Annotated in this window: 8 protein-coding genes; 2 read left to right on the top strand and 6 right to left on the bottom strand. The window is 37.7% G+C overall.

Annotated features, from left to right (window positions below; translation table 11 throughout):
* Position 1: 1 nt before the first annotated feature.
* From ASE92_RS10330 to proS, 5 genes are all read right to left on the bottom strand, one after another.
* Positions 2–5761 (bottom strand): hypothetical protein, encoded by a 5760-nt coding sequence (locus ASE92_RS10330; RefSeq protein WP_056850003.1) that lies wholly within the window; start codon positions 5759–5761, stop codon positions 2–4.
* A gap of 519 nt (positions 5762–6280) precedes the next feature.
* Positions 6281–6895 (bottom strand): Crp/Fnr family transcriptional regulator, encoded by a 615-nt coding sequence (locus tag ASE92_RS10325; RefSeq protein ID WP_056850002.1) that lies wholly within the window; start codon positions 6893–6895, stop codon positions 6281–6283.
* Positions 6896–7008: 113 nt separating this feature from the next.
* Entirely contained in the window at positions 7009–7857 is an 849-nt protein-coding gene (locus tag ASE92_RS10320; RefSeq protein WP_056850001.1) for a TIGR02757 family protein, read from the bottom strand.
* 88 nt (positions 7858–7945) lie between these two features.
* Positions 7946–9085, bottom strand: coding sequence for a cystathionine gamma-synthase (locus tag ASE92_RS10315; protein ID WP_056850000.1), 1140 nt, complete (start codon positions 9083–9085; stop codon positions 7946–7948).
* A gap of 124 nt (positions 9086–9209) precedes the next feature.
* A complete protein-coding gene (gene proS / locus ASE92_RS10310; protein ID WP_056849999.1) occupies positions 9210–10682 on the bottom strand; it encodes a proline--tRNA ligase in 1473 nt (490 codons plus the stop codon).
* A gap of 198 nt (positions 10683–10880) precedes the next feature.
* On the opposite strand from proS, the gene ASE92_RS10305 reads away from it, so the two are divergent.
* Complete coding sequence (locus ASE92_RS10305) at positions 10881–11888, top strand: hypothetical protein (RefSeq protein ID WP_056849998.1); 1008 nt, start codon at positions 10881–10883, stop codon at positions 11886–11888.
* Positions 11889–11912: 24 nt separating this feature from the next.
* Positions 11913–13436, top strand: a complete 1524-nt coding sequence (locus ASE92_RS10300) for an OmpP1/FadL family transporter (protein WP_056849997.1) — start codon at positions 11913–11915, stop codon at positions 13434–13436.
* A 50-nt stretch (positions 13437–13486) separates the two neighbouring features.
* Here ASE92_RS10300 and ASE92_RS10295 read toward each other — a convergent pair whose 3' ends face one another.
* Complete coding sequence (locus ASE92_RS10295) at positions 13487–15853, bottom strand: hypothetical protein (RefSeq protein ID WP_056849996.1); 2367 nt, start codon at positions 15851–15853, stop codon at positions 13487–13489.
* Between the last annotated feature and the right edge of the window lie 11 nt (positions 15854–15864).

The following is a 15864-nucleotide window of genomic DNA, read 5'->3' as shown; positions in this document are numbered from 1 at the left end:
ACTATTTTACTGCAAAAACGATATTCATGAAAGAACCAACAGTTACATCTGCGTTTTTTATAACATCATAAGTTAAGATACCTTCTGCAGATACTTTAACATTAGCAAAAACGGTATTATCATACCAGGTTATGTAATAATATAGTTCATTACTCGGTAGCGTTGGGAGTGCGGGAGCACCAGTACTACTTGCCAGCGGGGTAGCAAATTGCTTAATATAGCGGGCATATACATTAATTACACCAAAGCTTTCACCAGAAATACCGGCTTCAGCTACAACCTGATCAGCAGCAGTAGGAATAATTACTGATGGCATATAAAAGAATTTTGGCATTGCTGCTTTAACTTGCTTTATTATGCTTGTTGTTGGGTCTACAACCATAATTCGATCTTTTAAGGCACCAGTTTGTAATCCTGCTACAGCGAGGGTATTGGTTGCTGAGGCGGTAATTATTGTTGCTTGCGTTAATACACCACCCAATTGAATGTTATTAGCCGTTTTCGTTAAGCCGTTATCTGCCGTTGTGTTATCTGCTAAGGTAGCCTGATCTACCCATTGTGTAGTTGTACCATCAGCCTTAGTAATTAAAACCTGCCCGGTTGTTCCAGTTGTAATTTGATTATTAGTCACTTTACCACCAATATTCGCAAGTGTTAGATTTGCCTCCGCAACATCAACAGAAAATGCTTTCAAGGCAGCCCCTACCGGAGTTCCACCTAATGCCACCCTATTACTTCCAGCAGTAACATTTGCGCCAGTTGTAATCGCAGCAGCATTTACTGAAAGTGCACCATCTGTAGCAACAACTACTGAACCATTACCTTGTTTAACTACTCCTGAAGCAGCACCATTTGCTGTAGCAACGCTAACCGTATAAGCAGCATTCCCAGTTGCATTTGGTGCAGGTGGGGTTACCGAGACATTAGTACCTGCAACAACTGTTGTTGTTTTTTGTGCAGCCTGTATTGCAGGAGTTAAATCTAAAGCTGGCGTTGTGGCTTGACCATTTACGGTACTGATTAATTTATTATTTGCATCAAGTGTTAAGGTATTGGAATTGATAATCGTAACACCTGATCCTGTTGTTCCATTTACGGTTGTAGTTAATGTATTAAGGTTTGAGCTATTGCTCACAACAGTCGGTGGAATAAGAATAGATTTATCTACCCATGAACCAACATTGCCTGCACCTACAACCATCACTTGGCCGGCTGTGCCACCTTTAATCTGGCTTGCATTCAAGTTTAATTTTGTTTCATCAACATCTATTGAGAAAGCTTTCAAAGCTGCTCCTGCCGGAGTACCGCCTAATTTTATTTTATCGCTGCCAATAGTAACATTTTTCCCTGTAATAATTGTATTTGCATCAACAGTTAAAGTACCAGTTGCATCGATAGCCAAACCTGTACCAGGCTTAACTGCACCAACAACCGAAATGCTAGCAATATTAGTATTCACTACATAGTTGGTATTTTTTCCAGCTGTGCTTGAAGTAACTGTAGTATTCACACCATTCGATAAAGAAGTTGTGAACTGTCCGGCCTGTATCGCTCCATCGTTTACTTCTACTTTGTATGCTGTATTATTTCCAGCTAAAATTGAACTAACCGTAGTCGTTGTTCCATTCACTACCGAACTTGTTTTCTGAGCAGCAGCAATTGCTGGGGCTAAATCTAAAGCTGGTGTAGTAGCAATTCCGTTAACCGTACTGATCAATTTTTTGTCAACATCTAGTGTTAATATATTTGAATTAATAATATTTACTGCCGCTCCTGTCTTGCCATTTACAGTTGTAGTTAAGCTATTCAAATTTGAAGTATTGCTTACTGTGGTTGCATCAACTTTATTAACCCACTCCGTAGCTGTTCCAGCAGCATTTGTAGTTAATAATTGTCCAGCTGTTCCTGGCTTAATAGAAAGACTAACGTCTTTTAGCGTTGCTTCGTTACCACCTGTTACATTAATATCAGTACCAGTGATTGCTTTTGTGCTGACTACACTTGCATCGGTAATGGCTTTATAAGTTACGTTGCCAGCGGCATCTGCAGTGGCTACTTTGTTTGCATCAGTTCCATCAGTTGCTGCGCCAAGTTTTGTCGCCGTCACCGCTTTATCTTTTATGTTGATGGTTACATCTTTTAATAATGAAGTAGCAGCATTTGCCGATAAAGATAAATCCGTAGAACTTAAAGCTTTACCGGTTGTAATTGCAGCAGCATCAACCCAAAGCGCACCATCTGTAGCTACTACAACAGAACCGTTACCTTGTTTCACCACACCTAATGTTGTACCATTTGCAGTAGCAACGTTTACTTTATATTGATCGGCTACAGAGCCAGAACCGGTAACAGTTGTGTTGGTACCGTTCACCAATTTAGTCTCAGCACCAGTTACCAACGTAGTTAAATCAGTGTAAGTTACATTTCCAGCTGCATCAGCTGTCGCGATACGATTTACAATGGTACTTGTTCCAGCTGTTAACTTAGCTGCCGTAACATTTTTATCTTTGATATCTGAAGTTTCAACCGCATCAGTTGCAATTTTAGCAGCTGTGATTGCATTGTCTGCGATCCCTAACTTCACGTCTTTCAAAACCGCATCTGTTCCGTCGCCGGCCGGACTATTAACTGTAATTCCCTCACCGGTAATCGATTTTTTATTTGCAAGCGATGTTGCATCGAACGTTTTGTAAATTACACCATCTGTTCCATCGGCTGTGGCCAACTGACCAGCAGTAGCACCATCAGAATTTAACATAGCCGTTGTAATTGATTTTGATTTAACAGTGGCAACTACATTTTTTAAAGTTGCACCGGTACCATCAGCAAATGTAATTTGATCAGAAGTTAAGTTACCAGCATTCAAAACATCGGTAGCGCCCACTATAGGTTTTTTACCTATCCAGGCTCCGTTTTCGAAAGTTAATACCTGGCTAGCCGTTGGTACTGTAGCACTCACAGGCGTCCCTTGCAATTTTTCAACTTTGGTTGCATTTGCTGCTCCTATTACGTCTCCTGCTAAAATAATATTAGCCAGATCAGCTGCGACAGTATATGTTGTTACAGCTCCAGTAGTTACAGGTGTTACAATTGTACCTGTACCAGTAGCTACAACTGTAGTTTTTTGACCAGTCTGAATAGCGTCCTTTAAGTCAACTGCATCACCAGTTACACCATTTACAGTCGTTATTAATGAAGTACCTGTTACCTTATTACTTACTGTTGTACTTCCTGCAATTCCATCAATTGTTGACCAAACCACATTTCCAGCTCCATCATATCCTAAAACAAGTTTACTGGTACCTGCAGGTGCATTGATTTTTTTAGTTGTGATGGAGTTATCGTTAATTTTAAGCTCAGTAGTTTCTAAAACGGCTCCAGGTAAAGAATTTGCGTTGTTAACGCTAATGATTCCATCTGTAGTGATGTCTTTTTTGTCAGTTAAAGTAGCTCGCGTAAGATTTTGATAAGTCACCACGCCACTTGCATCAGCAACCCCTACTCTTCCAACTGTTCCGGCTCCGGCATCAAGTTTTGCCGCAGTAACCGCTTTATCTACTACCTTTTCAGTTGTCACTACATTATTTGCAAGTTTAGCTGTCGTAATCGCAGCATCTTTCACTTCAACCTTGTATTCTGTATTTCGTGGACTTCCAATACTTGCAACAGATGTTACGCTAGTAGTAATACCCTCGACAACGCTAGCCGTTAATTGATTGGCTTCAACCAGATCTTTGATGGCAATCGTTGTTGCAACGCCTTTTGAATCGGTATAGGTTAAAACATTGTTGGTTTTATCATAAACTAAAGCAGTAGTGTTCAATGGCAATGATGTCACCAAACCTTTTCCATCTGTATAGTTTAAAGTATTCGTGGCTTTATCATACGCCAAGGCGCCATTGTTCAGATCAAGATCGGCTTTCAAACCTTTCTCATCTGTGTAGCTTAACTTGTTACTAACCTTGTCATAGGCAAGAACTGTTAAAGTCTCGTTCGCTGCAACCAGATCTTTGATCGAGATGGTGGTTGCATTACCTTTTGAATCCGTATAAGTTAAAACATTATTGGTTTTATCATAAACTAAAGCGGTCGTGTTCAATGGTAATGAAGTCACCAAACCTTTTCCGTCTGTGTAGTTTAAGGCGTTAGTTGCTTTGTCATAAGCCAAAGCGCCGTTGTTCAAATCAAGATCGGTTTTCAAACCTTTCTCATCTGTATAACTTACCTTGTTAGTAACCTTATCGTAGGCAAGAACAGTCAGAGTTTCGTTCGCAGCAACCAGATCTTTGATTGCGATGGTCGTCGCGTTACCTTTTGAATCCGTATAAGTTAAAACATTATTTGTTTTATCATAAACCAGAGCAGTGGTATTTAATGGTAATGAAGTCACCAAACCTTTTCCATCTGTATAGTTTAAAGTGTTCGTAATTTTATCGTAAGCCAAAGCGCCATTGTTCAGATCAAGATCGGTTTTCAAACCTTTCTCATCTGTGTAGCTTAACTTGTTAGTAACCTTATCGTAGGCAAGAACAGTCAGAGTTTCGTTCGCTGCAACCAGATCTTTAATGGCAATTGTTATTGAAACGCCTTTTGAATCGGTATAGGTTAAAACATTATTGGTTCTATCGTAAACTAAAGCAGTAGTGTTCAATGGCAATGATGTCACCAAACCTTTTCCATCTGTATAGTTTAAAGTGTTCGTGGCTTTATCATACGCCAAGGCGCCATTGTTCAGATCAAGATCGGCTTTCAAACCTTTCTCATCTGTGTAGCTTAACTTGTTAGTAACCTTGTCATAGGCAAGAACGGTTAACGTTTCGTTCGCCTTCACAATTTGCGCAATGTTTATGGTTTGCTTTACTCCGCTATTATCGATAAAAGTAAAATTGGCTCCATCATAAAAAACATTACCGCCAGTATTTTTAACAATATTTTCAATTATTGTTCTTACTGTATTATCGTTTGCAATGGTTTGAAAATTATTAACAACATTAGCTGGAATGTTGATCAAAGTTGTCTTCCCGTCTTCTGCAGTGTAAGTGTAAGTTCCGTTTTTATTATCAATTAAAGTAGTGATTGTTTCATTCGCCTTTACAATTTGGGCAATGTTGATGGTTTGCTTTACGCCGTTATTATCAACGTAAGTAAAATTGGCTCCATCGTAAAAAACATTTCCACCATTATTTTTAAAGATACTCTCTAAAATCGTCCTGACAGAGTTATCGTTAACAATCGATTGGAAATTATTAATTACATCGGCTGGAACATTAATCGTGGTGGTTTTGCCACTTTCTGATGTATATAAATAAGTTCCCTTTTCTTGTTTTACCAAAGAAGTCACAGTTTCATTTTTCTTAATAACATCTTTCAAATCGATATTGACCGGTAAATTGGTTGCAGGATCGACGTAGGTGATCGTATAGGTTACAGGGTTGTATGTAATACCTGACGCCTGGCCTTGACGAGCTAAAATCCACTGTGTTCCGTCGTTAAAGTAAATACCTGGAACAAGATCAGCAATCTTTTGTGTGTTGTAAACCATCATACCTGCAGCATGAGCAGAAAGCGGAGCTGGATTTTTCGAATCCTTCAACATCACTCTCGAAAACAACAAACCCTTGTTATTACTCTCCAGTTCAAGAATAGCATCTTTATTTGGTAAATTACTTTGTACAACTGTACCGTCTTTCATTTTTTGCTGAGCAACAGCGCTAAAAATGCTTAATGTAAGAACTAAAACAAGCAGTAGATTTTTTTTCATTTTGATTAGAAATTGTGAGCGTTTTAAATATTCTCAGTTTGTGGTTTAATCAGCTTTAATCCGATTAAAAATTCTTCTTAAAATTTAATTTATCTTTACAAAATTTCAATTTTAAATATGCTTGTATCTCGTTGATTTAAAATCAGTTTAAACACAGAATACAACTTAAAATTGCTCCTTTTTTAAGGGCCGCAAAACTAGTCTAATTTTTTGATATTCGCAAGCACATAATTAGGTGAATTTTAGCGCTACTATTTATTCTTTTTTTGTCAAAAACTGTATTATCAATACTACAAGACAGATAGAAACTGTCAATCGTTTTCTAGAGCGAAATTTTTGGGCGAAATTGAGGATGGATTATTTGACAATAATCAACAACATAATAACAATATGTCGTATTTATATTACAAAAATTGATTGACTTTACACTTATCGACAAAACAAAAAGGGCCAAGTTTTTGTATCAAAACTTAACCCTTTATAAAGATATTTGAGGAATTTATTCGTTTAACGAGCTTACTAAATTTTTGCTCTTATTCTGCTTAAAGTTTCCAATCGTATGGCTAAAAAAGATGCAATATGTTTCAATGAAACACGATTGATTAAATCAGGGAAAGACAACAAGAATCGCTTGTATCGTTTTTCGGCAGACGAAATGCGGCATAAGAATGCACGCTCTTCAGCAGAACGGTAATAAAGCTCCATCATCTTTCGCCCAACAACGTTGGCCTCGGCAAAATTTTCATATAAATACTCTGAAAGCACATGAGGAATAGCAATGAGATCAACATCTTCTAGTGCCTGCAAATATTCTTCTGAATCTCCATCAATCCATAAATTCCTAATCGTGCCCACAATTTCATTCTCCATAGCAATCCATGTAGTGATTTCAGAAGCCCCATCTTTAATAAACCCTCTTACCACTCCTTTAACTATTAAAAAAAGGTATTTATTTCGATCGACAGGAGAAACCAGGAATTTATTTTTCTTATAACTTATTGGAAAAGTATGCTGATTAATGCGCTTTTCAATTTCATCATTGAGTGGATGAAATTTTTTAAATATTGAAATTAATGGAGAAAAATTGTTATATTTCTTCCATCTATCTTGCTCAGATAAATTAACTGCAATCATTTATAAAATATGGGGACAGATAAATTGTAATATCTATCGACATTACTATGTAAGTATAGGAAGATAGATTGTAAAAAAGAAGCTTTTCTTGACTTTTCTAAATTATAAAGGCATCAAAGCACCTTCTCTACTCCTAACCCGAATAAAGCGAAATCATATTTCACTGGATCGCTGTGATCAAACTGTTTTAAATGGTTGGTTAGTTCAGTTGCCGTCAGCCAATCGGTTTGTTTTCTAGTGATTAAACCCAGCAATCGCCCCACCCTATCAACATGAACATCACAAGGACAGATCAAATGCTCAGGCTTTAAAGTTTCCCAAACCCCAAAGTCAACTCCCTTAGTATCCTTACGCACCATCCATCGTAAAAACATATTTAGTCGCTTACAAGTTGACTTTTGTGCCGGTGAAGAAATGTGTTTTTTAGTTCGGTGAGGAAAATCTTCAAGAGAAAAAAAGTAGCGTCTGAAGTAGTTTAATGATTGTTCAATCGTGAAATTCAAATCACTTGCAAAACACACAGCTGAAGACATTTCAACGGAAGGCAAATCAGATATTGTTTCCAAATAATCATTTCGCAGTTGGCTTTCGGGAATAAAAGCTTGTTCTAAACTATTAAATTTAGAATAATGTGCCTTAAAAAACGCTATAAAATAGAGTAAATCTGTATCGTTAAATGTTCTGTGCTTAAATTGCAGCAGCTGTTTCAAATCAGTACCACTGTGATTCAAAACAAAATCATACGGCGAGTTATCCATTCTATCCAACAACTCCCTGCATTTATTAATGATGGTTTTACGTTGTCCCCATGCCAAAATAGAAGCAAAAAAACCCGCAATTTCGATGTCTTGCTTTCTCGCAAATAGGTGAGGAATACATATCGGATCGTTAGCAATAAACTCTGGTCGATTATACTGTTCTACCTTACTGTCCAGAAAGTTTTGAAGTGCTAAGAAATCCATTCCTTTTACGCTAAAAAGTCATCCATTTGACCGTTTGAAAACCGGTCAAATGGATGACTAAAATTATTAATTGCTTTTTTTCAAATGCTTATTTTAAAGCAGTTTCTAAATCTTCAAGCAAATCATCGATATCTTCAACCCCTACACTTAAACGCAAAAGGCTATCGATAACGCCCACTTTTTCTCTTTCCTCTTTCGGAATTGATCCATGGGTCATCGTTGCAGGATGATTAATCAAAGATTCTACACCACCTAATGACTCTGCCAAAGTAAATACTTTAAAATTTGATGCAATTCTAAAAGTTTCCTGTAAATCAGCTCCCTTTAATGAAATCGAAATCATACCGCCGAAACCTCTCATTTGTTTTTTAGCGACATCATGGTTTGGATGATCTTCAAATCCTGGCCAGTAAATTTTGTCTACTTTTGGATGTGTTTTGAGGTAATGGGCAATGCGTTCGCCATTTTCACAATGCGCTTTCATCCGCAAATGCAGTGTTTTTATTCCACGTAAAACCAAAAATGAATCTTGTGGCCCAGGCGTTGCACCACAAGCATTATAGATAAACCATAAATCTTTGTACAATTGATCATCATTGGTAACCAATGCACCCATCACTACATCCGAATGGCCACCAATGTATTTTGTAACCGAATGCATCACGATATCTGCTCCCAAATCGATAGGGTTTTGCAAATAAGGCGAAGCGAAAGTGTTATCAACTGTTAATAGGATCTTTTTCTCTTTGGTAATCTTTGCTACACCTTCAATATCAACAACTTGCATGGTAGGATTTGTGGGTGTTTCAATCCAAACCAACTTAGTTTTATCGTTAATATAGGGTATAATATTTTCTGGTTTGGATAAATCTAAAAAGTGGAATTTAATTCCATATTTAGTGAAGATTTTAGTGAATATCCTGTAAGAGCCACCATATAAATCATTTCCGGTAATCACTTCATCACCCGGCTGAAGCAGTTTTAAAACTGCGTCTGTAGCCCCCATACCGCTAGAAAAAGCCAAACCATATTTAGCATTTTCCAAAGCGGCTAAGCAATCTTCTAATGCCTTACGTGTAGGGTTTGTACCCCGAGAGTACTCATAACCTTTGTTATCGCCTGGCGATTTTTGCCAATAAGTAGAAGTTTGGTAAATTGGTGTCATTACAGCACCAGTTGTTGGATCAGGTTCTTGACCTGCGTGTATGGCTTTTGTTCCGAATTTCATTTTTTCTTTTGAGATGTGCGCTTCAAGTATCGAGATAAGATTGAGATTTCCCAATCTTATCTAAACAGTTTTACATTAATATTTCAATCATTAAGAAGACTCAGGACTATCGACTGAAGACTTTTTAGTATGCTCTCGCAAATAAAACACGTTGTATTGATGGTTTCCCAGAATAAATACAAAGCCCATCTTCCAATTTATTATCTAAAGGAATACAACGAATGGTTGCTTTGGTTTCTTCTTTAATTTTTTGTTCTGTTTCTGGAGTTCCATCCCAATGGGCTGAAATAAAACCAGCTTTGCCATCCAACAACTCCTTAAACTCTTCATAGCTGTTCGCTTCGGTAATATGCTCATCACGATAAGCTAGCGCCTTGTTAAACATACTGGTTTGAATATCTTCCAGTAACTTCACAATGTATATATCTAAACCCTCCTGTGGAACAGTTTGTTTAACTTTCGTATCTCTACGGGCAATTTCCACTGTTTTATTTTCTAAGTCGCGGCCACCAATAGCAATACGTACTGGTACGCCTTTCAATTCATAATCAGCAAATTTAAAGCCCGGACGTTGTGTATCTCTGTCATCGTATTTTACCGAAACACCCATTCCTTTTAAGCGCATTGTTAACTCATTTACATAAGCCGAAATTTTCGCTAAGTCATCATCTCCCTTGTAAATTGGAACAATTACCACTTGAATTGGCGCCAATTTAGGTGGGATAATAAGTCCTGAATCATCGCTGTGTGCCATAATGAGAGCCCCCATCAAACGCGTAGAAACGCCCCATGATGTTGCCCAAACATGATCTAGCTTACCATCTTTTCCAGTAAACTTTACATCAAAAGCTTTGGCAAAATTCTGACCTAAGAAATGGGAAGTACCCGCCTGTAACGCCTTTCCATCTTGCATTAGGGCTTCAATACAATAGGTATCTAAAGCACCGGCAAATCTTTCATTTGGGGATTTTCTTCCCCTAACTACTGGAACGGCCAACCAATTTTCAGCAAAATCGGCATAGATGTGCAACATACGTTCTGTTTCTTCAATCGCTTCTTCAGCAGTTGCATGAGCGGTATGCCCTTCCTGCCATAAAAATTCGGCTGTACGAAGAAACAACCTGGTGCGCATTTCCCATCTAACTACGTTAGCCCATTGATTAATTAAAATTGGCAAATCACGATAAGATTGAATCCATCCTCTATAAGTATTCCAGATGATAGTCTCCGAGGTTGGGCGAACGATAAGCTCCTCTTCTAATTTGGCAGTTTCATCCACCACAATATTGCCATTATCGTCATTTTTTAGACGGTAATGTGTCACTACAGCACATTCTGTGGCAAAACCCTCAACGTGAGAGGCTTCCTTTGAAAAAAATGACTTCGGAATGAACAATGGAAAATAGGCATTCTGATGACCAGTATCTTTAAACATTTTATCCAATACTGCCTGCATTTTTTCCCATATAGCATAACCATTAGGTTTAATTACCATGCAGCCTCTAACTGCCGAATGCTCAGCCAGATCGGCTTTTATAACGATATCATTATACCATTGAGAATAATCTGCTTCTCTGCTTGTAATTTCTTTGCTCATCTTATGTATTTGGAACGTAATTTGTGTATTAAAAAGGTGAAATTAGATCACAAATTTATAAATTTATGCCTACAAAACGATTATAGAGAGAAAGCATTTGCATTAATACATAAATCTGACTAATTAAATAGTTGATTTTTAGTAGATTTGATCCATTTTTAGTAAATTAGTGAACACACACAACTAAATATAAACACAATGAAACCAATTAAATTTTTACCCATTGTAATGATTGCTGCTGCAGGGTTGGTGGCATCATGCTCTACAACAAAATTGGCCCAAACCAAAGCCAATGATGATGTATATAATTCCGTGGCAAAGGCGAGAGAGGTAGAAGCTTACGTTCCTCCTCAAAATCAAGTTCAGGCACAGGTACAAGGACAAACCGAAGATTACGATGAATATTATGGCACCAGCAATCCTTATTACGATATGGACTACTCTTCCAGAATTAATCGTTTCTACAACGGCAGTAGCTTTCGTGGCTATTACGATCCGTATTACGAAAACTTTAATTATGGCAACAGTTATGGCGCAACCACTTATTTAGGTTATGGCATGGGTTGGAATAATGGCTATGGATTAGGTGGCTGGGGTGGTGGTTTCGGTTGGGGCGGTGGCTTCGGCTACGGCAGCATCTGGAATAATCCTTTTTACTATGGTAACATGGGCTACGGTTGGAATAACTGGGGCTGGAACAATTGGGGGCCATATTCATATTACGATCGCTTCGGTTGGGGCGGCGGTGGCTGGTACGGTGGTGGCTGGGGCCTAGGCGGCGGCTATTATGGCGGCGGCGTTATTACCAATAACAATTACAGACCTAGACCAGGAAGTAGCGATAGAGGTATTCCAAGATCTTATGGAAATGGTACTGCAGGGAATGTTGGAAGACCAAGTAGATCGGGTATTGCAAATCCAAACGGCCAAACAGGTCAAAGCTATGCACCAAATTATAACGCAGGAAGACCTTCCCGTAATCAAGGACCAGTTAGTAATAATGCTGGAAGAGGCTACACTCCGCAAGGAACACAAGGTAGTAGACCGACCAGAAACGAAAATTACACACCTCAACAACCTCAAAGAACTGAAATGAGCAGACCAACATATTCTCCACCTCCATCAAGTAGTGGAAGCAGCGGCGGCGGTTCTAATGGCGGTGGCGGCGGTGGTGGTTCCAGACCATCAAGAGCAGGACGAGGTTAATATCTTACAAATAAAGCACATTAAATGAAAAAATATATATTGGCTTCCATGGTAGCTACAGTAGCTACCATTGGTTCAGCATACGCACAGAGTTATGCCCCTGACGCGTTCCGATTTTCGCAAACAAATTATGGGAGTTCATCACGTTTTAAAGGAATGGCTGGTGCTCAAATTGGTGTCGGTGGCGACATAGGATCAATCAATGCGAATCCTGCAGGCCTTGGGTTATTCACCAAATCTGAATTTAACATCACTCCTGAATTTAATAGCGTTTCCAACGAAAGTTCTTATTTAGGCAACAACATTAAATCCAACAAAAGTCAAATCAATCTAAATAACCTAGGCGTTGTATTTTATAATCCAGCCGCAAAACTTAAAGGTTCTGATGTTAATAAAGGCTTGGTTAGTACTGTGTTCGGCCTTAGTTATACAAGAAACAATGATTTTCTCAATAACATCGACTATAATGGCATTAATACCAATAGTTCAATAAGAGACTCTTATGTTGATCAGGCTAATGGTTTTGGTACTGAAAATTCAGTTGCGGGTGATGCTTACGATAGTTATCTAATCAATAAAAATGCCCCAAACTATCCAAATGGTTTCTCGGCAGAACCTTATAATAATGCAAACTTCAATCAAAATTGGACAGAAAGCAGACTGGGATCTACTTCAGAATTTAATATAGCCGGAGCACTTAATTTTTCGAATAAATTATATATAGGTGGAACAGCGAGTTTTGTGAATGTTAAATATACTAGTGATGCTTCTTTTACAGAGTCAGGTATTGTTAATTCTTATGACGACGCAATTCCTGCTTACACTGGCAACGAAAATTACACCTTAACTCATCTTAGATATCAACAGTCTCGGGGTAATGGATTCAATTTAAAGTTAGGAATGATTTATCGCCCGGTTCCAGAGTTGAGGATTGGATTAAACTTCCAGACTCCAACATGGCTTAATATTCAGGATAATACAACCGAAACTTTGCAAGCAAGATTAGCAGGAAATGCAACTAATGCAGCTTCATCAATTAATAGCCCAAGCAGGTATTACGATTTCACTTATAATTTGCGTACGCCATTAAAAGCGTCGGCAGGTTTAAGCTATGTAATCAGTAACATTGCTTTGATCTCCGCAGATGTTGATTATATTGACTATTCATCGATGCGTTTCTCAGCAGATGGCGGCGCAAGTTCATCAACAATTAGCGACAATAATGCGTTTGTGAAAGCATCGTACAAAGAAGCTATAAACTATAGAGTTGGTGCAGAAGTTAAAGTGAGCAATGAAGTAAGTTTGAGAGGTGGTTATGGTGTAAACGGAAATGGTATTCAAGGTGGATCGAATTCTTTTTACCAAGGCCAGTTTTTAACTGGCGGTATTGGTTACCGTGTTGATAACTACTATTTCGATTTGGCTTATCAGAATTATAAAACGAATTTCAATTCTAGTCCTTATTTACTAGATGATTATTCTGAACCTGTTGCAGATGTTAAGAGCAATAGAAACAATGTATTCTTAACTTTCGGAGTTAGATTTTAAGAATAGATGACACTTTATTAAAAGCTCTCGATGAAATTCGGGAGCTTTTTTTATGGCCGCTTGACTGTGATGTAATGTTCGCCATAAATTGGTCCATTGGCAGTAACACCTTGCACTACAATCTTGAAACGGCCTGTTAAATCACCTGTAGTAAAATTTAGGTTAGCTTTCCCTTCAGAATCTAAAACTTGTTGATAATCCCAAAATATAGTTGACATATTAATAGGTTCATCCTTATTATCCAACTCGAATTTATAAAACTCCTTCCCGAGTTTTATCCCCCTCAAAATAGAAATATTGGCATCTTTCTTACGCTCTGCACAACCATGATAAATGGTAATTCCACCATTTTGCTTCCGATACTGACCTCCCTCTATAGGGCTTGTGTTATCAGAATTTCCAAAATGATTTACACAATTTAAAATGTGATTAGGACAGACATAATCACCACAATTATTCATATAACCATTATTGGCAAAATCAATTTTTTCGCCTTTATCACTCTTGATCACTACTTCTTTTAGATTTATACCACCAGGATCAGGAAAAACTTGATTAATAACTGGTTTTAATAAGTTTGCAACTACTTCTTCATAATGCTCCGCTCTAATATTTTTTTTAAGCTCTTCAGCCGGGTCATGAATTTCTAATGTATAATAGGATGCGTTTTTATGGTTAAGGTTCACCCATACATCATCTTTATCATCCGTAATTAAACTAGAATAAGGAATTTTGAATTTTCCGGTACTATCTGATGAAATGTTATGAACAGTACTCTTGGCGATCGCAAATAATTCCATAGGTAGCATTACGTTTTTCTTCCCTTTTCTGATCTGGCCGCTAACTTCCTCATTAATTATTTTCTTTTGCGCAAATAAGCTATCCCTTAACAGGGGCCAATGATACCGCCTCCACCCTTTCACCAGCAGAATATTATTTAAATACTCGCGATCCGTAACTTTGATTCCCATCGGGTTAGCCGGTAAGTTTACCAATTCTCTTTCTAGCAATGCATAGTCTACAATATTTATATTATTTAATTCAGAGAATCGGTTAGCTTGTGTACATGAAATAGATACCAAACCTTGAAGGGAGTTTGTGCTTCTGGTAATCGTATGGATATCCAATCGAACACTATCCCTCGTACCATATACATCCTTATCAGTTGAAATTTGCAATTGGTACGTTTGATCGTAATGGCTAAAAAAAATTCGTTCCGCAAGAGGCTTGAAATCACTATCTAATAAGGTTATGGCATTTAATCCCATCGGTACAGAATCTAGATCAAGTCTAACATTTTGAGTAACACCATGTTTTAAGGCAATCTCGCTGTGCAAATAGAGATCGTTATAATTATGAACCACAACATGAACTTCAGTATCAAAACTACTTTGTAATTTTAAACGAAAGTCTTTTTCAGCGATTACATTATTGGCATGCATCGTCACACCCGCACTCAAAATAGGTGGCAAATCATAATGATCTCCTTCAATATCACCAGTTAATACTTTTAGGCTGTATTTCAATTTGATATTGGGAATGAGAGAGAAAAAGCTAAGCCCGGTAGAATTCGTATTGACAGTATCGATAGCTTTACCATTTTCATACAAAACTGCCTTTGTAAGAAGAGGAGTATGGATTAAGTCTTTAATTTCAATCCCCACATTACTAAACAATCCATTAACCAAATAGCCACTTTCAGGATAGAAATTAATTTGAAATTTTTTTCCGTTGATTATTGGCAATTCGTGCTTGAGATATTTAACCTGATGATCTTTTTTTATTGCAATGCTTAATAAATTGTTCTTCGCGTTAATTTTGTTTGCTGGGAAATCAATCATCATTTCTCCAATCACGCTCGTTTTTGACGAAGCTCTTTTCAAAATCGAATCACGACCAATGGTGTACTTCACTTCAGCATTTTCAACAAAACGATTATCACTCGTCAAAACTTTAAGCAACATGGTTCCATTTTGAGTTTGATCATTGTAAGATTTAAAAATGGAAATACTGGGTTGCAAAAGATTTTTTGTGGTCGATTTTATGGTAATTGGCTGAATAAAATCAGAAACGTTAAAGCCAGCTACCCTAATATTGGTATTCACTACAAAACGGTAAGATCCGCCTGGCAGCGAATCTGGCAAAACTAAATCTCCGAATGCAAATCCTTCATGAATTAAAAATTTCTTTTGAAGAACTACCGAACTATCAGCATTGTTTACCAATGCAAGATGTAAAGTATGGTAATCGGCTATTGGGGCAACACCTTCGAGTAAATATCCGGTAAACCAAACCTGATCGTTATTGGAATAAACGTTTTTATCAAAGTGAACAAAGATGCTAGAGGTTGCATTCTGCTGTCCATACTGACGAATTACCTTTATCAAACTGTCAACCTCTTGAGCGGACAACTTCATCCAGCAACAAA

It is taken from the genome of Pedobacter sp. Leaf41 (genome assembly GCF_001422545.1).
Taxonomy (GTDB): domain Bacteria; phylum Bacteroidota; class Bacteroidia; order Sphingobacteriales; family Sphingobacteriaceae; genus Pedobacter.
The sequence above is the reverse complement of the archived record's forward strand: the minus strand, read 5'-3'. Positions and strand labels throughout refer to the sequence as shown.